Origin of the sequence: Citrobacter sp. Cb031, from assembly GCF_030336725.1 — a bacterium.
Lineage (GTDB): Bacteria > Pseudomonadota > Gammaproteobacteria > Enterobacterales > Enterobacteriaceae > Citrobacter > Citrobacter braakii.
On record NZ_JAOWDA010000019.1, the window covers coordinates 23211 to 49253 of the forward strand.

24 protein-coding genes and 1 pseudogene are annotated in these 26043 nt (G+C 55.0%); 15 read left to right on the plus strand and 10 right to left on the minus strand.

All coding sequences use genetic code 11. The features are described 5' to 3' along the window. Positions 1-269: 269 nt before the first annotated feature. The 5 genes from rnc to acpS all read left to right on the plus strand — a co-directional run bounded on the left by rnc (position 270) and on the right by acpS (position 3840). The gene (gene rnc / locus OGV93_RS01395; protein ID WP_003037579.1) at positions 270-950 is read left to right on the plus strand and encodes a ribonuclease III; all 681 of its coding nucleotides are present in this window, start codon (positions 270-272) and stop codon (positions 948-950) included. Next, on the plus strand, positions 947-1852 hold the full coding sequence (gene era, locus OGV93_RS01400; protein WP_003037581.1) for a GTPase Era: 906 nt from the start codon (positions 947-949) through the stop codon (positions 1850-1852). Before rnc ends, era begins: the two co-directional genes overlap by 4 nt. Positions 1853-1984: 132 nt before the next feature. Beyond that, positions 1985-2713, plus strand: coding sequence for a DNA repair protein RecO (gene recO, locus OGV93_RS01405; protein WP_016154047.1), 729 nt, complete (start codon positions 1985-1987; stop codon positions 2711-2713). A 15-nt stretch (positions 2714-2728) separates the two neighbouring features. Further along, positions 2729-3460 carry a pyridoxine 5'-phosphate synthase gene (gene pdxJ, locus OGV93_RS01410; RefSeq protein ID WP_016157172.1) on the plus strand — a complete coding sequence of 244 codons (732 nt, stop codon included), beginning with the start codon at positions 2729-2731 and terminating at the stop codon, positions 3458-3460. Beyond that, a complete protein-coding gene (gene acpS, locus OGV93_RS01415) occupies positions 3460-3840 on the plus strand; it encodes a holo-ACP synthase (RefSeq protein ID WP_003037588.1) in 381 nt (126 codons plus the stop codon). The genes pdxJ and acpS overlap by 1 nt, the downstream gene beginning before the upstream one ends. A gap of 40 nt (positions 3841-3880) precedes the next feature. Here the strand turns inward: acpS and OGV93_RS01420 are convergent, their stop codons facing one another. Both OGV93_RS01420 and OGV93_RS01425 read right to left on the minus strand, forming a co-directional pair. Further along, on the minus strand, positions 3881-4141 hold the full coding sequence (locus OGV93_RS01420; RefSeq protein WP_003037590.1) for a YfhL family 4Fe-4S dicluster ferredoxin: 261 nt from the start codon (positions 4139-4141) through the stop codon (positions 3881-3883). A gap of 55 nt (positions 4142-4196) precedes the next feature. Then, a complete protein-coding gene (locus OGV93_RS01425; protein ID WP_016154045.1) occupies positions 4197-5045 on the minus strand; it encodes a MurR/RpiR family transcriptional regulator in 849 nt (282 codons plus the stop codon). A 117-nt stretch (positions 5046-5162) separates the two neighbouring features. Between OGV93_RS01425 and murQ the strand changes: the two genes are divergently transcribed. From murQ to tadA, 4 genes are read left to right on the plus strand one after another with little or no spacing between them, the layout of a single operon-like run. After that, positions 5163-6056: an N-acetylmuramic acid 6-phosphate etherase gene (murQ, locus tag OGV93_RS01430; protein WP_019077406.1), complete on the plus strand. Its 894-nt coding sequence runs from the start codon at positions 5163-5165 to the stop codon at positions 6054-6056. 9 nt (positions 6057-6065) lie between these two features. Then, positions 6066-7430: a PTS transporter subunit EIIC gene (locus tag OGV93_RS01435; RefSeq protein ID WP_101700139.1), complete on the plus strand. Its 1365-nt coding sequence runs from the start codon at positions 6066-6068 to the stop codon at positions 7428-7430. 3 nt (positions 7431-7433) lie between these two features. Then, positions 7434-8069 carry a phosphatidylglycerophosphatase C gene (gene yfhb / locus OGV93_RS01440; RefSeq protein WP_016157167.1) on the plus strand — a complete coding sequence of 212 codons (636 nt, stop codon included), beginning with the start codon at positions 7434-7436 and terminating at the stop codon, positions 8067-8069. A 57-nt stretch (positions 8070-8126) separates the two neighbouring features. Next, a complete protein-coding gene (tadA, locus tag OGV93_RS01445; protein WP_019077403.1) occupies positions 8127-8624 on the plus strand; it encodes a tRNA adenosine(34) deaminase TadA in 498 nt (165 codons plus the stop codon). 48 nt (positions 8625-8672) lie between these two features. Here the strand turns inward: tadA and mltF are convergent, their stop codons facing one another. Beyond that, the gene (gene mltF / locus OGV93_RS01450; RefSeq protein ID WP_080860023.1) at positions 8673-10223 is read right to left on the minus strand and encodes a membrane-bound lytic murein transglycosylase MltF; all 1551 of its coding nucleotides are present in this window, start codon (positions 10221-10223) and stop codon (positions 8673-8675) included. Between the two features lie 257 nt (positions 10224-10480). Here mltF and purL point away from each other — a divergent pair, with 257 nt between their 5' ends. The 5 genes from purL (at position 10481) to glnB (ending at position 18859) form a co-directional block, all read left to right on the plus strand. Next, positions 10481-14368, plus strand: coding sequence for a phosphoribosylformylglycinamidine synthase (gene purL / locus OGV93_RS01455; protein WP_287109311.1), 3888 nt, complete (start codon positions 10481-10483; stop codon positions 14366-14368). Between the two features lie 561 nt (positions 14369-14929). Continuing rightward, the gene (qseE, locus tag OGV93_RS01460; RefSeq protein ID WP_287109312.1) at positions 14930-16360 is read left to right on the plus strand and encodes a two component system sensor histidine kinase QseE/GlrK; all 1431 of its coding nucleotides are present in this window, start codon (positions 14930-14932) and stop codon (positions 16358-16360) included. A 22-nt stretch (positions 16361-16382) separates the two neighbouring features. Continuing rightward, positions 16383-17126 carry a two-component system QseEF-associated lipoprotein QseG gene (qseG, locus tag OGV93_RS01465; protein WP_049041523.1) on the plus strand — a complete coding sequence of 248 codons (744 nt, stop codon included), beginning with the start codon at positions 16383-16385 and terminating at the stop codon, positions 17124-17126. Beyond that, positions 17126-18460, plus strand: a complete 1335-nt coding sequence (gene glrR, locus OGV93_RS01470) for a two-component system response regulator GlrR (protein ID WP_312025979.1) — start codon at positions 17126-17128, stop codon at positions 18458-18460. Before qseG ends, glrR begins: the two co-directional genes overlap by 1 nt. A 60-nt stretch (positions 18461-18520) precedes the next feature. Further along, positions 18521-18859 carry a nitrogen regulatory protein P-II gene (gene glnB / locus OGV93_RS01475; RefSeq protein WP_002914032.1) on the plus strand — a complete coding sequence of 113 codons (339 nt, stop codon included), beginning with the start codon at positions 18521-18523 and terminating at the stop codon, positions 18857-18859. Here the strand turns inward: glnB and OGV93_RS23890 are convergent. Both OGV93_RS23890 and hmpA read right to left on the minus strand, forming a co-directional pair. Then, positions 18856-18951, minus strand: a pseudogene (locus tag OGV93_RS23890) (hypothetical protein); the annotation flags it as partial. The gene glnB and the pseudogene OGV93_RS23890 overlap by 4 nt on opposite strands. Positions 18952-18954: 3 nt before the next feature. After that, positions 18955-20145, minus strand: coding sequence for an NO-inducible flavohemoprotein (gene hmpA, locus OGV93_RS01480; RefSeq protein ID WP_287109313.1), 1191 nt, complete (start codon positions 20143-20145; stop codon positions 18955-18957). Positions 20146-20471: 326 nt separating this feature from the next. Here hmpA and glyA point away from each other — a divergent pair, with 326 nt between their 5' ends. Continuing rightward, positions 20472-21725: a serine hydroxymethyltransferase gene (gene glyA / locus OGV93_RS01485; RefSeq protein WP_003835277.1), complete on the plus strand. Its 1254-nt coding sequence runs from the start codon at positions 20472-20474 to the stop codon at positions 21723-21725. A gap of 78 nt (positions 21726-21803) precedes the next feature. Here glyA and hcaD read toward each other — a convergent pair whose 3' ends face one another. From hcaD to hcaE, 5 genes are read right to left on the minus strand one after another with little or no spacing between them, the layout of a single operon-like run. Then, positions 21804-23006: a phenylpropionate dioxygenase ferredoxin reductase subunit gene (gene hcaD, locus OGV93_RS01490; RefSeq protein ID WP_287109314.1), complete on the minus strand. Its 1203-nt coding sequence runs from the start codon at positions 23004-23006 to the stop codon at positions 21804-21806. Positions 23007-23015: 9 nt separating this feature from the next. Next, positions 23016-23828, minus strand: coding sequence for a 3-phenylpropionate-dihydrodiol/cinnamic acid-dihydrodiol dehydrogenase (hcaB, locus tag OGV93_RS01495; RefSeq protein WP_047358253.1), 813 nt, complete (start codon positions 23826-23828; stop codon positions 23016-23018). Then, positions 23825-24145 carry a 3-phenylpropionate/cinnamic acid dioxygenase ferredoxin subunit gene (gene hcaC, locus OGV93_RS01500; protein WP_016154025.1) on the minus strand — a complete coding sequence of 107 codons (321 nt, stop codon included), beginning with the start codon at positions 24143-24145 and terminating at the stop codon, positions 23825-23827. The genes hcaB and hcaC overlap by 4 nt, the downstream gene beginning before the upstream one ends. After that, positions 24145-24663 carry a 3-phenylpropionate/cinnamic acid dioxygenase subunit beta gene (gene hcaF / locus OGV93_RS01505; protein ID WP_016154024.1) on the minus strand — a complete coding sequence of 173 codons (519 nt, stop codon included), beginning with the start codon at positions 24661-24663 and terminating at the stop codon, positions 24145-24147. Before hcaF ends, hcaC begins: the two co-directional genes overlap by 1 nt. Further along, a complete protein-coding gene (gene hcaE / locus OGV93_RS01510) occupies positions 24660-26021 on the minus strand; it encodes a 3-phenylpropionate/cinnamic acid dioxygenase subunit alpha (protein WP_286482656.1) in 1362 nt (453 codons plus the stop codon). The genes hcaF and hcaE overlap by 4 nt, the downstream gene beginning before the upstream one ends. Positions 26022-26043 lie beyond the last annotated feature (22 nt).

Consider the following 26043-nt stretch of genomic DNA (forward strand, 5'->3'; position numbering starts at 1 on the left):
TCGCTGATAATCGTTCACGTTGTCGTCATTATGGCGACAGCGTGAATTATTTCTCGGATAAATTCCCGCAGACTAACGACATCCCTTGTCGTTGTGTATAGAATATTCCCCCGAAGTTTGAGGTTGGCACCGACAGGTTGCCACGGCACACGAAACAGCGTTGGTTTGTGTATAAATGCATTCAGCCGAAGCGGGATGGCTAAGCGAAATGCGTATATCAGGTCTGTTTCGTGTGCTGAATTGTTGACGCATTCATTTATTGGTATCGCATGAACCCCATCGTAATTAATCGGCTTCAACGGAAGCTGGGCTACACTTTTAATCATCAGGAGCTGTTGCAGCAGGCATTAACTCACCGTAGCGCCAGCAGCAAACATAACGAGCGTTTAGAATTTTTAGGCGACTCTATTCTGAGCTTTGTTATCGCTAATGCGCTGTATCACCGTTTTCCGCGTGTGGATGAAGGTGATATGAGTCGCATGCGCGCGACGCTGGTTCGCGGCAATACGCTGGCTGAATTAGCCCGTGAGTTTGACCTCGGTGAATGTTTACGTTTGGGGCCAGGCGAGCTGAAAAGCGGCGGTTTCCGTCGTGAATCGATCCTGGCAGATACCGTTGAAGCTTTGATCGGCGGCGTCTTCCTCGACAGCGATATTCAAACCGTTGAACAACTGATCCTGAACTGGTATCAGACTCGTCTGGATGAAATTAGCCCAGGCGATAAACAAAAAGATCCGAAAACGCGCCTGCAGGAATATTTGCAGGGTCGCCACCTGCCGCTACCGTCCTATCTGGTGGTGCAGGTTCGTGGTGAAGCACACGATCAAGAATTTACTATCCACTGCCAGGTCAGCGGCCTGAGTGAACCGGTGGTTGGCACAGGTTCGAGCCGTCGTAAGGCTGAGCAGGCTGCCGCCGAACAGGCGTTGAAAAAACTGGAGCTGGAATGAGCGAAGAGAAAACTTACTGCGGATTTATTGCCATCGTCGGTCGCCCGAACGTCGGCAAATCCACCCTGTTGAATAATCTGCTTGGGCAGAAGATTTCCATAACCTCACGTAAGGCTCAGACAACACGTCACCGTATTGTTGGCATCCATACCGAAGGTGCGTATCAGGCAATTTATGTTGATACCCCGGGCCTTCATATGGAAGAAAAACGGGCGATTAACCGCCTGATGAACAAAGCGGCAAGCAGCTCGATTGGTGATGTTGAACTGGTTATTTTCGTTGTGGAAGGCACCCGCTGGACGCCGGACGACGAAATGGTGCTCAACAAGCTGCGCGACGGTAAAGCCCCGGTTATTCTGGCTGTGAACAAAGTTGACAACGTTCAGGAAAAAGCCGATTTACTGCCGCACCTGCAGTTTCTGGCAAGCCAGATGAACTTCCTTGATATTGTCCCGATTTCTGCCGAAACCGGCCTGAATGTTGATACCGTTGCGGGCATCGTGCGTAAGCACCTGCCGGAAGCCATTCATCACTTCCCGGAAGATTACATCACCGACCGTTCTCAGCGCTTTATGGCGTCTGAAATCATCCGTGAAAAGCTGATGCGTTTTCTGGGGGCTGAACTGCCGTACTCCGTTACCGTGGAGATTGAGCGCTTTATATCTAACGAGCGCGGTGGTTACGATATTAACGGTCTGATCCTCGTTGAACGTGAAGGGCAGAAGAAGATGGTTATTGGCAACAAAGGGGCCAAAATTAAAACCATCGGCATCGAAGCGCGTAAAGACATGCAGGAGATGTTCGAAGCGCCCGTTCACCTTGAGCTGTGGGTGAAAGTGAAATCCGGCTGGGCCGATGACGAGCGCGCGCTGCGTAGCCTCGGTTACGGCGACGACGTCTAATTTTTCATAGGTTATGGCTTTCGAGGTGCAGGAAGGCGGCAAGACCGCAGATCCTCGGGAGTTTACTCAAGTGAGTGACTGGGGTGAGTGGGCGCAGCCAACACACCTGCAGCTTGAAAGACGGCGGGTATGATGGAAGGATGGCAACGCGCTTTTGTCCTGCATAGCCGCCCGTGGAGCGAAACCAGTCTCGTGCTGGACGTCTTCACGGAAGAATCGGGTCGTGTGCGCCTGGTGGCTAAAGGCGCGCGCTCCAAACGTTCTAATCTCAAAGGCGCGCTCCAGCCTTTTACTCCGTTGTTGCTTCGCTTTGGTGGACGTGGTGAGGTCAAAACCTTACGCAGTGCCGAAGCCGTTTCTCTGGCTCTCCCCCTTAGCGGTATCACACTGTACAGTGGCTTGTATATCAACGAGCTTATCTCTCGCGTACTTGAGTATGAGACCCGCTTTTCTGAACTCTTTTTCGACTACCTGAACTGTATTCAGGCGCTGGCTGGCGCGACGGGTTCGCCAGAGCCTGCGCTGCGTCGCTTTGAGCTGGCCTTACTTGGACATCTGGGGTACGGCGTCGATTTTACCCACTGTGCGGGTAGTGGCGAGCCGGTGGACGACACCATGACCTATCGTTACCGGGAAGAAAAAGGGTTTATCGCAAGCGTAGTGATTGATAACGCCACCTTTACCGGACGCCATCTGAAAGCACTCGAATCGCGGGAATTTCCGGATGCTGATACGCTTCGCGCCGCGAAACGCTTTACCCGCATGGCGTTAAAGCCGTATCTTGGTGGTAAGCCGTTAAAAAGCCGGGAACTGTTCCGGCAATTTATGCCAAAACGCGCAGTAAAAACAAAAAATGATTAACGAGGATGGATTGCCATGGCCGAATTACTGTTAGGCGTCAACATTGACCACATTGCCACTTTACGTAATGCACGCGGCACCGCATACCCTGACCCGGTTCAGGCGGCGTTTATCGTTGAGCAGGCGGGCGCAGACGGCATTACCGTGCACTTGCGTGAAGACCGTCGCCATATTACCGATCGCGACGTGCGCATTTTGCGCCAGACGCTGGATACGCGTATGAATCTGGAAATGGCGGTAACCGAAGAGATGCTGGCGATTGCCGTTGAGACTAAGCCGCATTTTTGCTGCCTGGTGCCGGAAAAACGTCAGGAAGTGACGACTGAAGGTGGCCTGGATGTCGCTGGTCAGCGTGACAAGATGCGTGATGCCTGCAAACGCCTGGCGGACGCAGGCATTCTGGTTTCGCTGTTTATCGATGCTGATGACGAACAGATTAAGGCCGCTGCTGAAGTCGGCGCGCCGTACATCGAAATTCACACCGGCTGTTACGCCGATGCGAAAACCGACGCTGAACAGGCCAGCGAACTGGCGCGTATCGCCAAAGCGGCGACCTTTGCCGCCAGCCTTGGTCTGAAGGTGAATGCGGGGCACGGCCTGACGTACCACAACGTTAAAGCCATCGCCCGAATCCCGGAAATGCACGAGTTGAACATTGGCCATGCCATTATCGGCCGCGCGGTGATGAGCGGTCTGAAAGATGCAGTAGTCGAAATGAAGCGCCTGATGCTGGAAGCGCGTGGCTAATGGCGATTCTGGGATTAGGTACGGATATCGTGGAGATTGCCCGCATCGAAGCGGTGATCTCCCGTTCCGGCGACCGTCTGGCAAGACGCGTGCTCAGCGACAACGAATGGGCAATCTGGGAGACGCATCAGCAACCGGTGCGCTTTCTGGCGAAGCGTTTTGCGGTCAAAGAGGCGGCAGCAAAAGCCTTTGGTACCGGTATTCGCAACGGTCTGGCGTTTAATCAGTTTGAAGTCTTTAACGACGAACTCGGTAAGCCGCGTCTGCGGTTATGGGGGGAGGCGTTAAAACTGGCGGAAAAACTCGGTGTCGCACATATGCATGTGACGCTGGCCGATGAGCGTCACTACGCCTGCGCCACGGTGATTATCGAGAGCTAACGTTTTGTCGGCCTGATAAGCATAGCGTCATCAGGCAACGTTACAGCTTATCGGCGTGGTGCATCAGTACAAACTTATCCCACAGCTGCTCTTCCGTTTCGACATGTGCCGGATCTTTCAAAATAGTATTGGGGATCGGGCACACCTTCTGGCAGGTTGGCGTGTCGTAATGGCCTACGCATTCCGTACACTTGTCGCTGTTAATCTCGTAAATGCTGTCACCCATCGAAATCGCCTCATTCGGGCATTCGGGCTCGCACATATCGCAATTGATACACTTTTTAGTGATTAACAGGGCCATCAGGAAACTCTCAAAACATCACAAATCGGGCGGGCATTATACGCGCATTCTTTGCTCAGACCAGTTTTTTTACCAGTGCTTCGCTGTGGCGAATGCGTTCCGGGGCATGCTCCAGATCTTGCTGCACCAGCGCCATAAACAGTAAATCAGTGAGCATCATTTGCGCATGGGTAGAGGAAATCGCTGCGCTGCGCGTGGCCTGTTCTTCAGCAATCGTGTACAGACAATGAGTTGCGCGCTGTTGCAGGGCGTTAGGTGTAAATCCGGTGATGGCGAGAATTTTGGCTCCGGCGCGCAACGTTTCATCCGCAGCCAGGTTGAGTTCGCGGCGTTCTCCGGTATACGAAATGGCCAGCAGCAGATCGTTGGGTGAAAGCGCCTGCACCGCCGCCAGCAGGGCGTGCATATCGCGTTCAACCACCGCGTTAAACCCAATCTTTAGCAGTTTCCAGGCAAAATTCTGCGCTACCAGACCCGATGCGCCAATCCCGGTCAGGATAATGCGCCGGGCTGAGCGCAGCATCGTGACGCTCTCTATCAGTTTCTCTTCGCTGTTGACGTCCAGCGTCGCATGCATCGCCGCCACGTTCTCTTTAATCAGTTTTTCGCCCACCATACGCATGGGGTCGTCACCGCGAATCTGATTATGCACCGGAATGGAATGAGGGTTGGGATTGCTGGCCAACGCTTCGCTAATCGCCAGTTTCAGCGCCGGAAACCCTTTAAAGCCCATCTTTTGCGCGAACTTCACCACGCTGGACTGGCTGACGCCTGCTTCAAAGGCCAGCTGCTGTGAGCTGAGATGACGCGCGGTATCCGGCTGAGCAAGAAGATAATCCGCAAGTTTTTTATCGCTTTGCGCGAGGTCCGGGTAACGCTGACGAATGCGAATTAAACAGTTCATGCTGTCTCCTGGCGAAAACGTGATGGCGATTGCAAAACAAAATTTCACTCGCCTGGATGAATATAATATTCCATTATGACAGATTATTATGAATTAAAAATTCCTAAGGAACAAAAAATGAATCTCGGTGCATTAGTTTCAGAAACCCGCAATCCACAGACCATGGATCTGGATGCGCTCTCAACGTTGGAGTTGGTTCATCGATTTAATCAACAGGATACGCTGGTAGCGGAAGCAGTAAAAGCAACTCTGCCTCAAGTTGCGTGTGCGGTCGATGCGGCAGCCAACGCGTTAAAAGCCGGTGGACGCATTATTTACATGGGCGCAGGGACCAGCGGACGTCTTGGAGTGCTGGACGCGTCTGAGTGCCCACCGACCTTCGGTGTACCGCATGGTCTGGTGGTTGGGCTGATTGCCGGGGGGCCGGGCGCGCTGCTCAAGGCGGTAGAAGGCGCGGAAGATAACCCGCAGTTAGGCGAGGATGATCTGCGCGCACTCAACCTTACCGCACAGGATCTGGTGGTTGGTCTGGCGGCTTCAGGTCGCACGCCGTATGTGATTGGCGGGCTGAAATATGCGCGTTCGGTGGGTTGTACGACGGCGGCTATTTCCTGCAATCCGGATTCTCCTGTCGCGCATGAAGCGGATATTGCAATCTCCCCGGTGGTGGGACCGGAGGCGTTGACCGGGTCAACACGACTGAAATCCGGCACCGCGCAAAAATTGGTGCTCAATATGATCTCCACCGGTGCGATGGTGAAATTTGGCAAGGTGTACCAGAACCTGATGGTGGATATGCAGGCAACCAACGTCAAACTGGTCGATCGGGCGTGCCGTATGGTGGTTGAAGCCACCGGCATTGCGCGTGAACAGGCGCAAGCGCTGCTAAAGCAGACTGATTTTGATGTTAAGCCAGCGATTTTAATGGCGCTCACCGGCCTGGATGCCGCTACCGCCCGCGAAAAGCTTGCCGCTCACCAGGGTTTTTTACGCGCGGCGTTAGAACACTAAGAGGTGTATATGGATAAGACGGCGGTGCTGGCCAGCGACATTCTGCTGGGCGTAGGCGGAGAGCAAAATATTCTGCGCCTGGAAAATTGTATGACCCGCGTCAGGGTGGAAGTTCAGGATGACGGTCAGATTGATATTCCCCGTCTCAGGCAACTGCCCGGTGTTAGCGGTTACGTGAAGCAGGGCGCGCAGCATCAGATAATCGTCGGCCCCGGTAAAGCTGCCAAGGTGGTGGATGCCATGCGCTCCCTGATTGCCGGTGGCGGCGAGCGTGCAGATGTGAATAATATCGAGCGCACCAAATCAGAGGCCAAAGCGAAGTACAAAGCGCCAATGAGCGATGCGCTGCGCAAGCTGGCGAACGTCTTTATCCCTCTTATTCCTGCGTTTATCGCCTCCGGTTTGATCACCGGCATTATAAACATCCTTAAGCGACCGGATATCGTGGGGGATTTTGCGACCCATTATCCGAATATGCTGGGGCTGATGGGCATATTTGGCAGCGCCGTGTTTGCCATCATGAATATTCTGGTTGGGGTGAATACCGCCAAAGTCTTCGGCGGCTCTCTGGCGATGGGCGGGGTGATGGCGGGGATCCTCTCCAGTCCGCAGCTGGCGCAGATTACCCTGTTTGGCGAAGCGTTGCAGCCGGGGCGCGGCGGGGTGATCGCAGTGCTGCTGGTGGTTGCGCTGATGTGTTGGATCGAGCGCAAATTCCGCGAGCTGTTGCCGGAATCGCTGGAGCTTATACTTAACCCGCTGCTGACCACCATCATTACCGGGGCTATCGCGATTGTGGCGCTACAACCGCTTGGAGGCTGGATTTCTGAATCTATCGCTCACGGCGCATCCTGGGCTATCGACCGCGGCGGTTTCCTGGTTGGTGCCATACTGGCGGGAACTTTCCTGCCATTGGTGCTCACCGGACTTCATCAAGGGTTGGTGCCCATCCACGTTGAGCTGGTACAGGCGCACGGTTATAACGCGCTCTTTCCTATCCTGGCGATGGCAGGCGTTGGACAAGTAGGGGCTGCGATAGCGGTGTTGATGAAAACCCGCAATGCGCGGCTAAAGAAAGTGATCAAAGGAGCGCTGCCGGTCGGGCTGCTGGGCATTGGCGAGCCGCTTATTTTTGGCGTCACGCTGCCGTTGGGTAAACCGTTTATCGGTGCCTGCCTTGGCGGAGCGGTAGGCGGGGCGCTGATTAGCTACTGGAAGGTGGCGACGGTTATCACCTTTGGCATCTCCGGTTTGCCGCTGGCACTGACGATTGTTGCCGGAAAAGTGATGTTCTATCTGTTAGGCTATCTGGTAGCAGTTATCGCCGGGTTCCTGTTTACCTGGCTATTGGGGTTCAACGATCCAGAGGAATAAGGTTTGACCAATCACCAGCGCCGCGTTGTTTTTTTTGATTTGGATGGCACGTTACATCAGCAGGATATGTTCGGTAGCTTTATACGTTATCTGCTGCGTCGCCAGCCGCTGAACGCGTTGCTTGTGCTGCCTCTGCTACCGGTGATTGCGCTGGCGCTGCTGATACAAGGGCGCGCCGCCCGCTGGCCAATGAGCCTGCTGTTGTGGGGATGCACTTTTGGTCGTAGCGAGGCGCGTCTGAAAGGGCATCAGGCTGACTTTGTGCGCTGGTTTCGCAGTAACGTGACGGCCTTTCCGCTCGTGCAGCAGCGGCTGACAACCTACCTGTTAAGCTCTGACGCCGAAATCTGGCTTATTACTGGCTCCCCGCAGTCGCTGGTCGAGCAGGTGTACTTCGACACGCCGTGGCTACCGCGTGTCAATCTGATCGCCAGTAAAATGGCGCGGGGATTCGGCGGGTGGGTGCTGCCTCTGCGCTGTCTGGGCCATGAGAAAGTGACGCAACTGGAACGCCACATTGGTGCGCCGCTTCAGCTTTACAGTGGCTACAGCGACAGTAATCAGGACAATCCTCTGCTCTCTTTTTGCCAGCATCGCTGGCGCGTCACGCCGCGCGGAGAGCTGCAACAACTCGAATAGAGTAAACGATAGCGTCTGTGTATAATGCGCCCGCTTTGATTACTGGAGTTACCCCCTTTGTCTGAAGTTGAATTTAGCCACGAATACTGGATGCGTCATGCTTTAACGCTGGCTAAGCGCGCCTGGGATGAGCGTGAAGTCCCGGTGGGCGCGGTATTGGTACATAACAACCGCGTGATTGGCGAAGGCTGGAACCGTCCGATTGGTCACCATGATCCGACTGCCCACGCTGAAATTATGGCGCTGCGTCAGGGCGGCCTGGTGCTGCAAAACTACCGTCTGTTGGATACCACGCTGTATGTCACTCTGGAGCCGTGTGTGATGTGCGCAGGCGCGATGGTGCACAGCCGTATCGGCCAGGTCGTTTTTGGCGCGCGCGATGCGAAAACGGGGGCAGCCGGGTCATTAATGGATGTACTGCATCACCCTGGAATGAATCATCGGGTGGAGGTGACCGAAGGGGTGCTACGAGATGAATGCGCCACGTTGCTCAGTGATTTCTTTCGCATGCGTCGTCAGGAAATCAAAGCGCTGAAAAAAAACGCCAATTTGTAAATGCCGGTCTGATTGCCTGATGACGCTGCGCTTATCAGGCTTCCGAGGCTACTTGCCCTCTTTTTTCTGCGGTGAAAACAGCAGGGAAGGGGAGTGCGACAGGTAATTTGACGACGTCTGAGACAAAAACGCCGAAAGCGGCAATTCATTTTTACCTATTAGCTCTGCCGGCGTCACCGCCGGGTAATCCTGCGCCAGTTGCTGCGTTTCAAGCGCCCGTTTTTCTTTCTCCTGCAGATACCCCACCAGGCTAATCTGGTACTTACGGATATTTTCTACATAAGCGTAGGCTTCGTGGCCTCGCGCATAACCATAGGTCAGCTTGTTGTAATACGGCTTTTGGCTGAGCAGTGGCAGACGCTGTTTTACGTCGGACCAGCTGTTCGGATTGCCTTTGGTTTTCACTGTCAGCGCCCGTGCATCCAGCATGTGCGCATAACCCATGTTGTAGGCTGCGAGCGCAAACCAGATGCGTTCCCCTTCGGGGACGGTATCGGGCACTTTACTCATCATATCCTGCAAATACCGTGCGCCGCCGCTGATGCTTTGTTCGGCATCGGTGCGGTCAGTCAGTCCGAGACTTTGAGCGGTATTTTTGGTCAGCATCATCAACCCGCGTACGCCGGTCGGGGAAGTGGCCTGCGCGTCCCAGTGTGACTCCTGATAAGAGATTGCGGCGAGCAGTCGCCAGTCTATCTCCTGCGCATATTTCTCAAACAGCGGCTTAAGGTCCGGCAATACGCTGTCTACGGCGCGTAAAAAGGTGCGGGTATCAACATAGTCAAAATCATCGCCATGTCCGAGATACTTTTCTTCTAGTCGCGCCAGAGAGCCGTCTTCATTCATGGTGTTAAAAAAATCCAACAGGGCGGCAGACAGCGTGTTGTCATCGTCCAGGCGACTAAACCAGGTCACCGGCTGTTCGTCAGATACGTCCAGCGCTACGGCCAGTTCAGGATGTACGCGCTGGTATAAGCTGATGGCGACGGAATCGGCAATGGTGTAATCCAGCTTCCCGGCGATAACATCATCAAGCAGTTCAGTAGTGCCCTTTTTGTCATCCACCTTCCAGCTCAGATCGGGAAATTTATTCTCTTTAAGTAACTGGAGATCGTTAACCACCACGTGTCCCGGGGCGATGGTCAGCTGATTTTCGTTCACAGTGGCAAGAGTGCGCGGGCGGTATTGCCCAACCCGATACACCAACTGTTGTGAAACCGAATAGTAGGTTGGGCCGGGCTGGTAATTTTTCACCCGCTCGCTGTTATATACCAGGCCTGCGGCTAACAGATCGGCATGGCCGTTATCCAGGTCGTCAAAAAGCTGGCTGATGTTCTGGCGCACGGTGACTTTTAACTTCACGCCCAGGTAGTTGGCGAACGCCTGAGTCAGTTCATAATCCAGGCCGAATTTCTTGCCGTTGAGGGTCGCGTAAGTTAACGGCGAGTCGAGGGTACTGACGCGCAGTTCTCCCCGCGACTGAATGGCGGCGATACGATTTTCGGCTTTACCGAACCAGGGAATAGATGGCCAGAGGGCCGCTGCCAACAACAGCGTTAATATGCCGATGAACAGATAATTAATCTTTAATTTTTTCAATTAGTTAATTCTCTGAACCGTACGTTGTCTCTGCCTGCTGTGGTGATGATTAAGAAGTGAAGTCGTCATTAATGAGCGGCATTTTGCTTAAACTTGCGTCAGTTGGCAACTTATTCAGAAACCAGACCGCATTTGATGATAAGAGACGGTCGTGATTTTATTTCGACGCAAACGGTTTCGTCGGCGCGGTAGATTCTTTATAATGACGCCCGTTTCCCCCACTTGGGCACACCGAAAGCTTAGAAGACGAGAGACTTATGATGGAAATTCTGCGTGGTTCACCTGCACTGTCTGCATTCCGTATTAACAAACTGCTGGCACGTTTTCAGGCTGCCAACCTCCAGGTCCACAATATTTACGCCGAGTACGTCCATTTTGCCGATCTGAATGCACCGTTGAATGAGGATGAGCACGCCCAGCTTGTACGCCTGCTGAAATATGGTCCTGCTCTTCACAGCCATGCCCCTGAAGGCAAACTGCTGCTGGTTACGCCTCGCCCTGGCACCATCTCCCCGTGGTCTTCTAAAGCGACTGATATTGCCCACAACTGCGGCCTGCAACAGATTAGCCGTCTGGAACGTGGCATTGCCTGGTATGTAGAAGCCTCTACGCTGACCGCTGAGCAGTGGCAGATGGTTGCCGACGAACTGCACGACCGCATGATGGAAACGGTTTTCTCTGCGCTGAACGATGCCGAAAAACTGTTTGTCCATCACCAGCCTGCGCCGGTCTCCAGTGTTGATCTGCTGGGTGAGGGACGCCAGGCGCTGATCGACGCTAACCTGCGTCTCGGTCTGGCGCTGGCGGAAGACGAAATCGACTATCTGCAGGATGCGTTTACCAAACTGGGACGCAACCCGAACGACATTGAACTGTACATGTTTGCGCAGGCTAACTCCGAGCACTGCCGCCACAAAATTTTTAACGCCGACTGGGTTATCGACGGTAAACAGCAGCCCAAGTCGCTGTTCAAGATGATTAAAAACACTTTCGAAACCACGCCGGACCACGTGCTGTCTGCTTATAAAGACAACGCCGCGGTAATGGAAGGTTCTGAAGTGGGCCGCTACTTTGCCGACCACAAAACCGGCCGCTACGATTTCCATCAGGAGCCAGCCCACATCCTGATGAAGGTTGAAACCCACAACCACCCGACGGCTATCTCTCCGTGGCCGGGCGCGGCTACCGGCTCCGGCGGCGAAATCCGCGACGAGGGTGCAACCGGTCGTGGTGCAAAACCGAAAGCCGGGCTGGTGGGCTTCTCCGTTTCCAACCTGCGTATTCCTGGCTTTGAACAGCCGTGGGAAGAAGACTTTGGTAAGCCGGACCGTATTGTTACCGCGCTCGATATCATGACCGAAGGTCCGTTGGGCGGCGCGGCATTTAACAACGAATTCGGTCGTCCGGCGCTGACCGGCTACTTCCGAACCTACGAAGAAAAGGTCAACAGCCACAACGGCGAAGAGCTACGCGGTTACCATAAACCGATCATGCTGGCGGGGGGGATCGGTAACATCCGTGCCGATCATGTGCAAAAAGGTGAGATCGTCGTTGGCGCCAAGCTGATCGTCCTCGGCGGCCCGGCGATGAACATCGGGCTTGGCGGCGGGGCGGCCTCCTCTATGGCTTCCGGCCAGTCTGATGCCGATCTTGATTTCGCTTCGGTACAACGCGACAACCCGGAAATGGAACGTCGTTGCCAGGAAGTTATCGACCGCTGCTGGCAGATGGGCGATGCGAACCCGATCCTGTTTATCCATGACGTTGGCGCAGGCGGTCTGTCTAACGCCATGCCGGAGTTGGTAAGCGATGGCGGTCGCGGCGGTAAGTTCCAGCTGCGCGATATCCTTAGCGACGAGCCGGGTATGAGCCCGCTGGAAATCTGGTGTAACGAATCCCAGGAGCGTTATGTGCTGGCGGTTGCCGCTGACCAGCTACCGCTGTTTGACGAACTGTGTAAGCGCGAGCGCGCGCCGTATGCGGTGATCGGTGAGGCCACTGAAGAACAGCATCTCACACTGAGCGACAGCCACTTCGATAACCAGCCGATCGACATGCCGCTTGATGTGCTGCTGGGTAAAACCCCGAAAATGACCCGCGATGTGCAGACGCTGAAAGCCAAAGGCGACGCCCTGAATCGTGGCGAAATCTCGATTGCAGATGCGGTTAACCGCGTGCTGCATCTGCCGACTGTCGCTGAGAAAACGTTCCTCGTGACGATCGGCGACCGTACCGTTACCGGCATGGTGGCGCGTGACCAGATGGTTGGTCCGTGGCAGATCCCGGTAGCCAACTGCGCGGTCACCACCGCAAGCCTGGATAGCTACTACGGTGAAGCGATGTCTATCGGTGAGCGTGCGCCAGTTGCGCTACTGGATTTCTCGGCTTCTGCGCGTCTGGCGGTAGGTGAAGCGCTGACTAACATTGCGGCAACGCAGATTGGCGATATCAAACGCATTAAACTGTCGGCCAACTGGATGGCGGCTGCGGGTCACCCCGGTGAAGATGCCGGGCTGTACGAAGCGGTAAAAGCCGTTGGGGAAGAATTATGTCCGGCGCTTGGCCTGACTATTCCGGTGGGCAAAGACTCTATGTCGATGAAAACCCGCTGGCAGGAAGGTAATGAGCAGCGTGAAATGACTTCGCCGCTGTCGCTGGTGATCACCGCCTTTGCCCGCGTGGAAGACGTGCGCCACACGATAACCCCACTGCTCTCTACTGAAGACAACGCCCTGCTGCTGATTGACCTCGGTCTTGGTCACAACGCGCTGGGCGCGACGGCGCTGGCACAGGTTTATCGTCAACTGGGCGACAAGCCTGCCGACGTGCGTAACGTTGAGCAACTGAAAGGCTTCTACGACGCCATTCAGGCGCTGGTCGCGCAGCGTAAGCTGCTGGCCTACCATGACCGTTCCGACGGCGGACTGCTGGTTACGCTGGCGGAAATGGCCTTCACCGGTCACTGCGGTATTGACGCTGATATCCACTCTCTGGGTGACGATCGTCTGGCGGCGCTGTTTAATGAAGAGCTGGGCGCAGTGATCCAGGTTCGCGCTGCTGACCGTGAAGCGGTTGAGGTGTTGCTGGCACAACATGGCCTGGCAGATTGCGTGCACTATCTCGGCCAGTCGGTAACGGGTGACCGTTTCACCCTGAGCGCCAACGGTCAGCCGGTGTTCAGCGAAAGCCGCACCACGCTGCGCATGTGGTGGGCGGAAACCACCTGGCAGATGCAGCGTCTGCGCGACAACCCGGAGTGTGCCGATCAGGAACACGACGCGAAAACCAACGATGCCGATCCTGGCCTCAACGTTAAACTGTCGTTTGATATCAACGAAGATGTTGCCGCCCCGTTCATCGCTACCGGCGCGCGTCCAAAAGTGGCCGTGCTGCGCGAGCAGGGCGTGAACTCCCACGTTGAAATGGCGGCTGCCTTCCACCGTGCGGGCTTTGACGCCATCGATGTGCATATGAGCGACCTGCTGGGCGGACGTATCGGTCTGGGTAACTTCCAGGCGCTGGTAGCCTGTGGCGGTTTCTCTTACGGCGATGTGCTCGGTGCAGGGGAAGGCTGGGCGAAGTCGATTCTGTTCAACAACCGCGTCCGTGATGAGTTCGAAACCTTCTTCCATCGCCCGCAAACGCTGGCGCTCGGGGTGTGTAACGGTTGCCAGATGATGTCTAACCTGCGTGAACTGATCCCGGGAAGCGAGCTGTGGCCACGCTTTGTGCGTAACCACTCCGATCGTTTTGAAGCCCGCTTCAGCCTGGTCGAAGTGACGCAAAGCCCGTCTTTACTGCTTGCCGATATGGTTGGTTCGATGATGCCGATTGCCGTTTCTCACGGTGAAGGCCGTGTGGAAGTGCGTGACGGCGCGCATCTGGCCGCGCTGGAGAGTAAGGGACTGGTGGCGCTGCGCTACGTTGATAACTTCGGTAAGGTGACCGAGACCTACCCGGCTAACCCGAACGGTTCGCCGAACGGAATTACTGCCGTTACTACTGAAAATGGTCGCGTCACCATTATGATGCCGCACCCGGAACGCGTATTCCGTACCGTGAGCAACTCCTGGCACCCGGAAAACTGGGGCGAGGACAGCCCGTGGATGCGTATCTTCCGCAACGCGCGTAAGCAGCTCGGGTAATCAGCTCGATAACCCTTAAGCCCCTCTGCGTGAGGGGCTTTTTTTTGTCTGTCATTTTGTATGCCGCTATCCGACAATGCGTTTAAGTGTCGGGAAATCCCGACATAGGTGGGGTTACGTTGTCGTCAAAAAGAGACACTTAATTATATGATTTATAATGAATTTGTTTTTAAGTGCTGCAAGTGTTGCTGATTGGAGACGGTAAGGGTGAAAAATAGCCAAAATCATTTTTCATATGAATAAGAACATTTTCTATATTTATCATTGTGTTAATAAAGTGTTTTGAATATTGGCACAGATGCTGCATAATATAGCCCAGTGGCTCATTCACCTTCTTATGTCAGCCCCTTCGGGACGTGCTACATAAACTTCGAATGACGCACAACAAGGTGCCTGCCGTCCAACATCTGATATTAGCATCGCTCATATCAACCTTCGGGCGAAACGTCGAGTTAGGCACCGCCTTATTCCACAACAAAGCCGGGTTAATCCCGGCTTTGTTGTATCTGACGTTCCCCTCAGTTAGCATCAACCTAATTCCTGTCCATTGAGAGTAACGCCTTGAAGCGCTGGTCTGTTTTCCCCCGATCTTTACGTCAATTGGTTACGTTGGCATTTTTGCTTATCCTGCTGCCGTTGTTAGTTTTGGCCTGGCAGGCGTGGCAAAGTCTGAATGCCCTGAGCGCGCAGGCGGCGCTGACGAACCAAACCACGCTGATTGACGCCAGACGCAGCGAAGCGATGACCAATGCCGCGCTGGAGATGGAGCGTAGCTACCGGCAATACTGTGTGCTTGATGACCCGACGCTGGCTAAGGTTTACCAGAGCCAACGTAAACGCTACAGCGACATGCTGGATGCGCATGCGGGCGTGTTGCCGGATACCAAGCTTTATCAGGCACTGCGTCAGGACCTCAACGATCTCGCGCAGTTGCAGTGCACTAACAGCGGTCCTGACAGCGTGGCGGCGGCGCGGCTGGACGCTTTCGCCAGTGCCAATACTGAAATGGTACAAGCGACGCGCACGGTCGTCTTTTCTCGTGGGCAGCAGCTACAGCAGGAAATCGCCGAACGTGGGCAGTTCTTTGGCTGGCAGGCGCTGGTGCTGTTTCTTGTCAGCCTGGCGATGGTGTTGCTGTTTACCCGCATGATAATCGGTCCGGTGAAGGGCATAGAAAAAATGATCAATCGTCTGGGGGAAGGGCGCTCGCTGGGCGATAGCGTATTATTTACGGGACCCCGGGAGCTGCGCTCCGTGGGGCAGCGCATTATCTGGCTGAGCGAACGTCTCTCCTGGCTGGAGTCACAACGACATCAGTTTTTACGCCACCTGTCTCATGAGCTGAAAACGCCTCTGGCGAGCATGCGCGAAGGTACCGAGCTGTTAGCCGATCAGGTCGTTGGGCCGTTAACGCCAGAGCAAAAAGAGGTGGTCGGTATTCTCGATGACAGTAGCCGCAACCTGCAAAAACTGATTGAGCAACTGCTCGATTACAACCGCAAGCTGGCGGATGACGAGGTTGAGCTTGAACGAGTGGAAATCGCGCCGCTGGTGGAAAGTGTCGTTTCTGCACATAGCCTGCCCGCTCGCGCCAAAATGATACATACTGATGTTGCGCTTGCGGTGAACGCCTGCCTGGCAGAACCGATGCTATTGATGAGCGTGCTGGACAATCTTTATTCCAATGCGGTGCACTATGGCGCTGAATCCGGTAACATTTGGATCCGCAGCAGTTTGCATGGCTCAATGGTATACATTGATGTAATGAATACCGGCACACCGATTCCAGAAGCAGAACAGACCATGGTCTTCGAGCCTTTTTTCCAGGGTAGCCATCAGCGAAAAGGGGCGGTAAAAGGAAGCGGGTTGGGGCTGAGCATTGCCAGAGATTGCATCCGCCGTATGCGGGGCAAACTGTATCTGGTTGATGAGCATGCGCAAAACGTTTGTTTTCGCATAGAACTGCCGCTATCTGCAGCGAAAAATCACTAAAATAAACCTAAGTCTGGTGAGTATGCCATACGTTGTTGTCCGAATGCTTAAACGACATTTTTTCCGTCGCGTCATCCTCGCAAGCCTGCCGTGTCTGGCGCTGGTAGGCTGCGTCCCGAACGCGGTGAATCATATTATCGGCGACCCCTCGCAGGAGAAAATTCCGCCTCATCAACTGGCGGACTACCTTGCAACCGACTGTAGCGATATCTGGTCGCTGTCTGGTCAGCCCACAGAGACCAATCCGCTGTACTGGCTGCGGGCGATGGATTGCGCCAATCGCCTGATGCCGGTACAGGCGCGTAGTGAAGCCAGCACGATGATGCCTGATACCTGGCAGGGGGCTTTCAGGCGCGGGATCCTGCTTGATAACGCCAACATTACGCCGCCTGAAAGGCGGGAGACGGTTACGCGCCTCGACGCATTAAGCCCGCAAATTCCGCCACAGGTACGCCCGCTGTATCAGGTCTGGCGCAGCAGTCAGACGTTGCAGTTGCAACTGGCCGAAGAGCGTATGCGCTACAGCAAGCTTCAGCAGGCGTCAGACAGCGATCTTGATACGCTACGTCAGCAGCAGCAACATTTGCAGTCTCAGCTCGATCTCACGACCCGCAAGCTGGAGAATCTGACCGATATTGAACGCCAGCTTTCCACGCGCAAACCTGCCGGTAGTTACAACCCTGATGCGCCGCACGGGAACGATAAACTCACCCCACCTGATAACGAGGAAGGCGCAGCGCCGTCTGCCGATGAGGTCACGCCATGATAAGCCGTAAGCCCGCGCATCTGCTGCTGGTGGATGACGATCCCGGCCTGTTGAAATTACTTGGAATGCGCCTGACCAGCGAAGGCTACAGCGTCGTAACCGCAGAAAGCGGGCAGGAAGGGCTACGAGTGCTGAACCGTGAAAAAGTGGATCTGGTTATTAGCGATCTGCGCATGGATGAAATGGACGGCATGCAGCTGTTTACTGAAATCCAGAAAGTGCAGCCGGGAATGCCGGTTATTATCCTCACCGCTCACGGTTCCATCCCCGACGCCGTTGCGGCGACTCAGCAAGGGGTGTTCAGCTTTCTCACTAAGCCGGTGGATAAAGACGCGTTATACCATGCGATCGACGGGGCGTTGGAACAGTCTGCGCCTGCCGCTGATGACAGCTGGCGTGAGTCCATCGTCACCCGCAGCCCACTGATGCTGCGCCTGCTGGAACAGGCGCGCATGGTGGCGCAATCGGACGTAAGCGTATTGATCAACGGCCAAAGCGGAACCGGGAAAGAAGTTTTTGCCCAGGCCATTCATAACGCCAGCTCGCGCAGCCACAAGCCCTTTATTGCCATTAACTGCGGCGCATTGCCGGAACAACTTCTGGAGTCTGAACTGTTTGGTCATGCGCGCGGCGCCTTTACCGGCGCGGTGAGCAATCGTGAAGGGCTGTTTCAGGCCGCGGAAGGCGGGACGCTGTTTCTCGATGAGATTGGCGATATGCCCGCGCCGTTGCAGGTTAAATTGCTACGTGTATTGCAGGAGCGAAAAGTCAGGCCGCTGGGCAGTAACCGCGATATCGATATTGATGTGCGGATCGTTTCCGCGACCCACCGTGATTTACCCAAAGCGATGGCTCGGGGGGAATTTCGCGAAGATTTGTACTATCGCCTCAACGTGGTGAGCCTGAAGATCCCAGCGCTGGCCGAGCGTACGGAAGATATTCCGCTGCTGGCAAACCATCTGCTGCGCCAGTCTGCTGAACGACACAAACCGTTCGTGCGCGCCTTTTCTACCGATGCCATGAAACGACTAATGACCGCCAGTTGGCCTGGTAACGTGCGTCAGTTGGTTAACGTGATTGAGCAGTGCGTGGCGTTGACCTCTTCGCCGGTGATCAGCGACGCGCTGGTGGAGCAGGCGCTGGAAGGGGAGAACACCGCGCTGCCGACCTTTGTTGAAGCGCGTAACCAGTTTGAACTCAACTACCTGCGTAAGCTGTTGCAAATCACCAAGGGCAATGTGACCCATGCGGCGCGAATGGCGGGGCGCAACCGCACCGAATTCTACAAGTTGCTCTCTCGCCATGAGCTGGATGCAAACGATTTCAAAGAATAAATCTGCGGATTATGTTAGTTTTATTCGATCAAAAGACAGGCGACCTTTTCAAGGAATAGCATGAAAAAGATTGATGCGATTATTAAACCCTTCAAGCTGGACGACGTCCGCGAAGCGCTGGCTGAAGTCGGCATTACCGGTATGACTGTAACAGAAGTGAAAGGGTTTGGCCGTCAGAAAGGCCATACTGAGCTGTACCGTGGTGCGGAATATATGGTGGATTTTCTGCCGAAGGTAAAAATTGAAATTGTGGTCACCGACGACATCGTCGATACCTGCGTCGACACCATTATTCGTACTGCCCAGACCGGTAAAATCGGTGACGGTAAGATTTTTGTCTTCGACGTGGCACGCGTGATTCGTATTCGCACCGGTGAAGAAGACGACGCGGCAATCTAAGCCGCGCCGTGCTTGCCGGATGGCGGTGTAAACACCTTATCAGGCCTACAATATCCCGTAGGCCTGATAAGCGCAGCGCCATCCGGCATGAGTAATTACAAGACTTTATGCGGGCCGAAGCATTCGTAATGAATGTTCTCGTTTTTCACGCCCAGATCGACCAGCTGCTTCGCGGCAAACTGCATAAAGCCAACCGGACCGCACAGATAAAACTGCATCGCCGGATCGCTGATTGCGCCTTCCAGTTTGTTCAAATCCATCAGACCAACGCTATCAAACGCACCTTTCGCGCGATCGGCTTCGGTTGGCTCACGATACCAGGTGTGTGCGCTAAAGCGTGGCAGCGTTTTGCCCAGTTCATTCACTTCATCGGCAAAGGCATGTACATCGCCATTTTCTGCCGCGTGGAACCAGTTAACCTGCGCCGTATGATTCGCTTTTGCCAGCGTATCCAGCATCGCCAGCATCGGGGTTTGACCCACGCCTGCTGAAATCAGAGACACTGGGGTATCGGTCGCGACGTCCATAAAGAAATCGCCCGCAGGTGCGGCTAAGTGAACGATGTCGCCAACATTCGCATGGTTGTGCAGCCAGGTGGAAACCTGACCACCGTCTTCACGCTTCACAGCAATACGGTAGCCTTTGCCATCGGGTTTACGGGTCAGTGAGTACTGACGAATTTCCTGATGCGGGAAACCTTCCGGCTTCAGCCAGACGCCCAGGTATTGCCCCGGATGATATTCAGCCACTGCGCCACCGTCGACAGGTTCAAATTCAAAGCTGGTGATAAGCGCACTGCGTGGGGTTTTTGCCACGATGCGGAAAGGACGGGTACCTTCCCAGCCGCCATTTTTATTGGCATTTTCGCTGTAGATCTGCGCTTCACGGTTGATGAAAACGTTCGCCAGCACGCCGTATGCTTTGCCCCATGCCTCCAGAACTTCCTGGCCCGGGCTGAACATTTCGTCCAGCGTTGCCAGCAAATGGCCACCTACGATGTTGTACTGCTCCGGTTTAATCTGGAAGCTGGTATGCTTCTGCGCGATTTTCTCAACGGCAGGCAACAGCGCCGCCAGGTTCTCGATATTGCTGGCATACGCGGCAATAGCGTTAAACAGCGCTTCCCGCTGATCGCCATTACGCTGGTTACTCATGTTGAAGATTTCTTTCAGCTCTGGGTTATGCGTAAACATGCGATCGTAGAAATGGGCGGTCAGCTTCGGGCCTGTTTCAACCAGCAGGGGAATGGTGGCTTTCACTGTAGCGATGGTTTGTGCGTCAAGCATACGGTCTTCCTTTATCTGAAATTATAATGATGTATGTCAAATGCATCTTATAAAAAATACCCCTGCATTGTAAATGGTTCTTTGTCACTTTGCGTTGTAAAGGTTACATCGTGAAAAATCTGCATCACAAACCTGAAAAGAAATCCGTTGAAATTCAGCAGACCTTTGTTCTCCAAAGCCTTGCGCGCCGTGAAGGTAATCGTTTGCGTAAAATCCTTTGTCAAGACCTGTTATCGAAGAATGATTCGGTTATACTGTTCGCCGTCGTCCAACGGGACTGCCTTTTTAGGCCGAAATTCTATTGTTAGCTGAGTCAGGAGATGCGGATGTTAAAGCGTGAAATGAACATTGCCGATTATGATGCCGAACTGTGGCAGGCTATGGAGCAGGAAAAAGTACGTCAGGAAGAGCACATCGAACTGATCGCCTCCGAAAACTACACCAGCCCGCGTGTTATGCAGGCGCAGGGTTCTCAGCTGACCAACAAATACGCTGAAGGTTATCCGGGCAAGCGCTACTACGGCGGTTGCGAGTACGTTGATATCGTTGAGCAATTGGCTATCGATCGTGCAAAAGAGCTGTTTGGCGCTGACTACGCTAACGTACAGCCGCACTCCGGCTCTCAGGCTAACTTCGCTGTTTACACCGCTCTGCTGCAACCGGGTGATACCGTTCTGGGTATGAACCTGGCGCAAGGCGGCCACCTGACTCACGGTTCCCCGGTTAACTTCTCTGGCAAGCTGTACAACATCATCCCTTACGGTATTGATGAGTCCGGTAAAATTGACTACGAAGATATGGCTAAGCAGGCCAAAGAGCACAAGCCGAAGATGATCATCGGCGGCTTCTCTGCTTACTCTGGCGTTGTTGATTGGGCAAAAATGCGTGAAATCGCCGACAGCATTGGCGCATACCTGTTCGTTGACATGGCGCACGTTGCGGGCCTGATCGCCGCAGGCGTTTACCCGAACCCGGTTCCACACGCACACGTAGTGACCACCACCACCCACAAAACCCTGGCGGGTCCGCGCGGCGGCCTGATCCTGGCTAAAGGCGGTGACGAAGAGCTGTACAAAAAGCTGAACTCCGCGGTGTTCCCAAGCGCGCAGGGCGGCCCGCTGATGCACGTGATCGCGGCGAAAGCCGTGGCGCTGAAAGAAGCGATGGAGCCTGAGTTTAAGGTTTACCAGCAGCAGGTTGCCAAAAACGCCAAAGCGATGGTGGAAGTGTTCCTGAACCGTGGCTACAAAGTGGTTTCTGGCGGTACTGAAAACCACCTGTTCCTGCTGGATCTGGTTGATAAAAACCTGACCGGTAAAGAAGCTGACGCCGCACTGGGCCGCGCTAACATCACTGTTAACAAAAACAGCGTGCCGAACGATCCGAAGAGCCCGTTTGTGACTTCCGGTATCCGTATCGGTTCTCCGGCTGTAACTCGCCGTGGCTTTAAAGAAGCGGAAGTGAAAGAGCTGGCTGGCTGGATGTGTGACGTTCTGGACAACATCAATGACGAAGCCGTTATCGAGCGCGTCAAAGGTAAAGTTCTGGATATCTGCGCACGCTTCCCGGTTTACGCGTAATTCTGCTTAACGCAAAACGAAAGGCCGCTGATGCGGCCTTTTTTCATGCCTGATAGCGCTGCGCTTATCAGGCTGCTATCACAACGACTTCAGCGCTACGCCTTCATCGCACAGCGCTTCCTCGCTTACTACTCGTCCTGAATGAATTAACTTACGCAGTGCGCGCACTTCGCGTCCGTTGTTGAGCGCTACTGCGCCAATTAGCTTCCCATCATGCAGTTGGAACCAGATAGCCTTGCCGTCATCCGGATTGCCACGACATAACCATGTTTGCCCTTGCATATCGCCAACAAATTGCAGATTGTCATTAAATTGGTCGGTCCAGAACCAGCCTGGCGTCTTCTCCGGCAACGGCAGATTAAGCATTGCGGCAGCGGCAATCTGTGCCTGGTTATTGGCATTTTCCCAGCTTTCTACCCGTTCTAACGAACCGTCAGGCTGGCGCGTTATCGCCACATCACCGGCGGCAAAAATCGCGGGATCGGAGGTGATGCAGGCGGAGTCAACGATAATACCGTTAGCCGTCTCCAGCCCCGCTTCGCGAGCCAGCGCATCATTCGCCACGATGCCGATGCCATAAACCAGCGCATCGGCCTGTAGCGTCTCGCCGTTTTGCAGGGTAAGCGAGAGAAACTCTCCCGCTTCAGCGTGCTCAATGGCGCTGTTGAGCAGCACCCGCACCCCTGCCTGTCGGTGGCGGTTTAGCAGACAGTCGCGCACCGGAGCAGGGGCGTTGCGACCCATTACCGTTGAGGCCAGCTCCACTAACGTCACCCGACAGCCGCGTTGGATCGCGCTGGCCGCTAATTCCAGGCCAATGGTGCCCGCACCGACAATCACAATCGACTTGCCCGGCAGCAAGGCACCGCGCAGACGCTCGGCATCTGTGGCGTGACGCAGGGTAAAGCAACGTTCGCCCAGTTTATCCAGTAACGGCAGCGGTCTGGCGGCGGCCCCGGTCGCCAACAGCAACTGCGACCAGCGGTAGGACTGACCATCGGCGAGCATCAGCGTGCGCGAGGTGCGGTCAATCTGACGCAGCGTGACGCCAAGATGCAGCTGTACGTTGTTCTCCCGCCACCAGTCAGCGTTCAGGATCGGCTGTCGCTGTGGATTTTCGTCCAGCAGCATCGCTTTGGAGAGCGGAGGGCGTTCATAGGGCAGATACAGCTCATCAGAAAATAGATGCAATTCGCCGTTAAATCCTTGCTGACGCAGTGCGACGGCGGCCATTGCCGCAGCCTGACCACCGCCGACGATAGCGATAATTTTATGGCTCATAACGCCTCCTCAGAGATCCAGTCCGGCGGCAACGTGACGAATACCGCGAATGCCCAAACCGGCATCGGCATTGATCATCACGCCACTCAATGTGCGATTGTTGCGCTTTGACGCCAGCATCACATACGGGCCGGTAAAATCCGCTGGCTCAGGAAAAAACTGCAACGGCAAAATGGCGGCGATTTTTTCCGGCGTCAGCGACTGCATAATCGACGTATCGCCCTGGCCCAGCGCCTGTGGGCCGCGCAGATCGGTCGCCATGCCGCACGGACCGACGCCGTTGACGCGCACCTTTGGCGCCAGCTCGTAGGCTAACTGGCGAATCAACCCGGTGGCGGCATGTTTAGAGGCGGTATACAACGGACCGCCGCCGCCGGGATACCACGCCGCGTTGGAAAGGGTAAAGATGATGTTGCCTTCGCTGGCGATAAGCGCAGGGGCGCAGGCTTTTGCGCCCAGCAGATAGCCCAGCACGTTGACGTTAAACAGCTCATGAAAGCCGCTCTCCAGCGCGTCCGCTGGCGTATTGACCAGCGAGGCGTTGTGATCCCATATCCCGGCGTTGCCGATCAAACAGTCCAGGGTGCCGTAGCGCGCCAGAATTTGATCCACCGCGCGCTGATAGTCGGCGTAGCAGGTGACGTTGCCTTCTACTGCCAGCACATGTTCGCCAAAATGTTGGCGCAGGCTGGCGACTTTGGCTGGCGAAAGTTCCAGCGTGGCGACCCGCGCGCCTTCCTCAATGAAACGCTCGACCAGCGCCAGGCCAAGACCGGAGCCGCCGCCGGTGATAAAGACCACGTTATCGCGTAAATCGCTCATCTCGCGTCCTCTGGAATATCAACGAACACATCGCTACCTTCCACGTACACCGCGTAGGTGGTCAGCGGATCGGTGGCAGGTAAACACAACGCCTTACCGGTTTTCAGGCAGAAACTGGCGGCATGCAGCGGGCATTCCACCGTCGCGTCGTCTTCCAGATAACCTTCCGACATCGAGGCATTACCGTGGCTACAGCGATCGTTAATGGCATAAAACTCGCCGCCAACGTTGAACAGCGCGATGACGGGCGAGGTGTCGAGCCGGAGCGCTTCACCCTCCGGCAAATCCCCTACGGGGCAGGCATAAATACGACTCATCAGAACAATACACTCAGGTTATGGGAGGTGATCACCGCTTGATCCAGCACGATCTCACGCTCCAGTAAGCGCCACTCATCGCCCGGTAAACGGCGCACTTTGTCCATGCGCATGCCGACGTAAAAGGTTTCATCGCGCTCTTTTTGCGCGCGATACAGCAGATAGTTAAGACGCACGGCGAATACATCCGGCACTTCGGTTTCACTGACCTGGCAGTTGCTGATCAGGTGCCGGGTACGCGACGGCGGCTCCTCTGCCCAGGCCATCCCGGTTTCCAGTCGTGCAATACGGCGTTCAAGCTGATCTTTGTTGTCGTTAAAAATCCAGGTGGTTGGCGGCTGCACGCCTTTGCGACGGTCGCGCGTCTGGGCATTGACCGTTGTGCGCATGGTATAGCGAATGTCGTCATCCAGCTGTGCCAGCCAGTCGCGAAACTGCCAGTCATCCAGCAGGCTGGCTTCATGGTAGAGAAACTGCGTAATGCGGTGATGCAGTTCCAGGGAAACTAAAGCACTCATTTCATCACCTCCTGCTGGTAAGCGGCGGTTTTTTCCTGCACTTCCTGCCAGCTTTCGCTGCTGAGTAAATCAGCCCAGCGCTGATACATGCCGCGGGCGGCGGTTTCTGAGAAGATGTAGTTGGTGATCCCCGGAATGCCGTCTTCACGGCGTTTCTCCTGACCTAACCCCATTTCCAGGCACAGTTTGCTATTACGCGCCCGATGGCCCTTCAGAAGTTTTTGAATTTCACTCCAGTTTTCCGAGTCGTCCTGCTCAAGGAATCCGGCGGGGCCAAAAGCGCGCGTAGCGCTGTTTTCAAATGCGGCTTTCACTTCATCAGAGGCGGCTTTATCGGTAATACAGAACGCCCACACTTCAACCTGATCAGGACCGCGCGGATGCCAGACGCGCAACGTAGCGGTACCATTGAGCCAGGAAAGCGTTGGAAAAATGTTGTTGTGACCGGCCAGACGCAGGGCACGAACCTTACCCAGACGCTGTTCAGCTTCCGCGTAGGTGTCGCGGTAGTAGCTGGAGACTTCGCCGTCGACCCACACGTTGGCATCCGGCTTTTCGGTAAAGAAGAAGCCGCTGCCGTGCCCGTCCTGGCCGAACTGTAGTGCATCTTTGGCGGTTTCCCACACCGGGCGAGCGGTTTGTCCGTCACCGAGGCGTTTATCGCTACCGTCGTCTTTTGCCCCCAACACCTGCACAGCGGAGGCATGACTGAACAATGCGTGATACTGATCGCTGGCAAACTGTTCGGCGGGGAATTTCCAGTTACAGTCGATGGTCCACTTCTGTACGCCGCCGACGATTTCTGTGCCGCCTTCGCGGCGGTCAAGCACACCGTCGAGATACCACGCGATGTCGCCGAGATAATCGTGTAGCGTGGGCGCGGTGGTGTCCCAGTTGCCGAAAATCAGCCCTTTATAGCTCTCTACGCCAGGAACTTCGTTCAGTCCCCAGTGCGATTTGCATAGCCCTTGCGGGTAAGCGCGAGGCTCCAGCGGGACGTCGATCAGCTCGCCATTGATACCGTACGACCAGCCGTGATACGGGCAGGTAAAGGCGCGAGTGTTCCCGCAGTCGGCGTAGCTGACGCGCATCGCCCGGTGGCGGCACTGGTTGAGAAACGCTTTGATGCTGCCGTCTTTCTGGCGAACCACCACGACCGCATCCTCGCCCATGTAGGTGTTAAAAAAATCACCGGCTTTGGGGATTTGGCTTTCGTGGGCGAGAAATAGCCAGCAGCGCCCGAAGATGCGCTCCAGCTCCAGTTGGTAAATTTCTGGGTCAGTATAAATCCGTGGGGTTACACGACCGTTTTGCGTGTCGATCAGTTGGTAGATGTCTAAATTTGAGGGTGTGGTCATATTTTTTAATCCTGAAAGATAA

Bases quoted from the DNA above. Each gene is read 5' to 3' on its own strand.
- rnc (WP_003037579.1), top strand. From the start codon at position 270: ATGAACCCCATCGTAATTAATCGGCTTCAACGGAAGCTGGGCTACACT.
- era (WP_003037581.1), top strand. From the start codon at position 947: ATGAGCGAAGAGAAAACTTACTGCGGATTTATTGCCATCGTCGGTCGC.
- recO (WP_016154047.1), top strand. From the start codon at position 1,985: ATGGAAGGATGGCAACGCGCTTTTGTCCTGCATAGCCGCCCGTGGAGC.
- pdxJ (WP_016157172.1), top strand. From the start codon at position 2,729: ATGGCCGAATTACTGTTAGGCGTCAACATTGACCACATTGCCACTTTA.
- acpS (WP_003037588.1), top strand. From the start codon at position 3,460: ATGGCGATTCTGGGATTAGGTACGGATATCGTGGAGATTGCCCGCATC.
- OGV93_RS01420 (WP_003037590.1), bottom strand. From the start codon at position 4,141: ATGGCCCTGTTAATCACTAAAAAGTGTATCAATTGCGATATGTGCGAG.
- OGV93_RS01425 (WP_016154045.1), bottom strand. From the start codon at position 5,045: ATGAACTGTTTAATTCGCATTCGTCAGCGTTACCCGGACCTCGCGCAA.
- murQ (WP_019077406.1), top strand. From the start codon at position 5,163: ATGAATCTCGGTGCATTAGTTTCAGAAACCCGCAATCCACAGACCATG.
- OGV93_RS01435 (WP_101700139.1), top strand. From the start codon at position 6,066: ATGGATAAGACGGCGGTGCTGGCCAGCGACATTCTGCTGGGCGTAGGC.
- purL (WP_287109311.1), top strand. From the start codon at position 10,481: ATGATGGAAATTCTGCGTGGTTCACCTGCACTGTCTGCATTCCGTATT.
- qseG (WP_049041523.1), top strand. From the start codon at position 16,383: ATGCCATACGTTGTTGTCCGAATGCTTAAACGACATTTTTTCCGTCGC.
- glnB (WP_002914032.1), top strand. From the start codon at position 18,521: ATGAAAAAGATTGATGCGATTATTAAACCCTTCAAGCTGGACGACGTC.
- hmpA (WP_287109313.1), bottom strand. From the start codon at position 20,145: ATGCTTGACGCACAAACCATCGCTACAGTGAAAGCCACCATTCCCCTG.
- glyA (WP_003835277.1), top strand. From the start codon at position 20,472: ATGTTAAAGCGTGAAATGAACATTGCCGATTATGATGCCGAACTGTGG.
- hcaD (WP_287109314.1), bottom strand. From the start codon at position 23,006: ATGAGCCATAAAATTATCGCTATCGTCGGCGGTGGTCAGGCTGCGGCA.
- hcaB (WP_047358253.1), bottom strand. From the start codon at position 23,828: ATGAGCGATTTACGCGATAACGTGGTCTTTATCACCGGCGGCGGCTCC.
- hcaC (WP_016154025.1), bottom strand. From the start codon at position 24,145: ATGAGTCGTATTTATGCCTGCCCCGTAGGGGATTTGCCGGAGGGTGAA.
- hcaF (WP_016154024.1), bottom strand. From the start codon at position 24,663: ATGAGTGCTTTAGTTTCCCTGGAACTGCATCACCGCATTACGCAGTTT.
- hcaE (WP_286482656.1), bottom strand. From the start codon at position 26,021: ATGACCACACCCTCAAATTTAGACATCTACCAACTGATCGACACGCAA.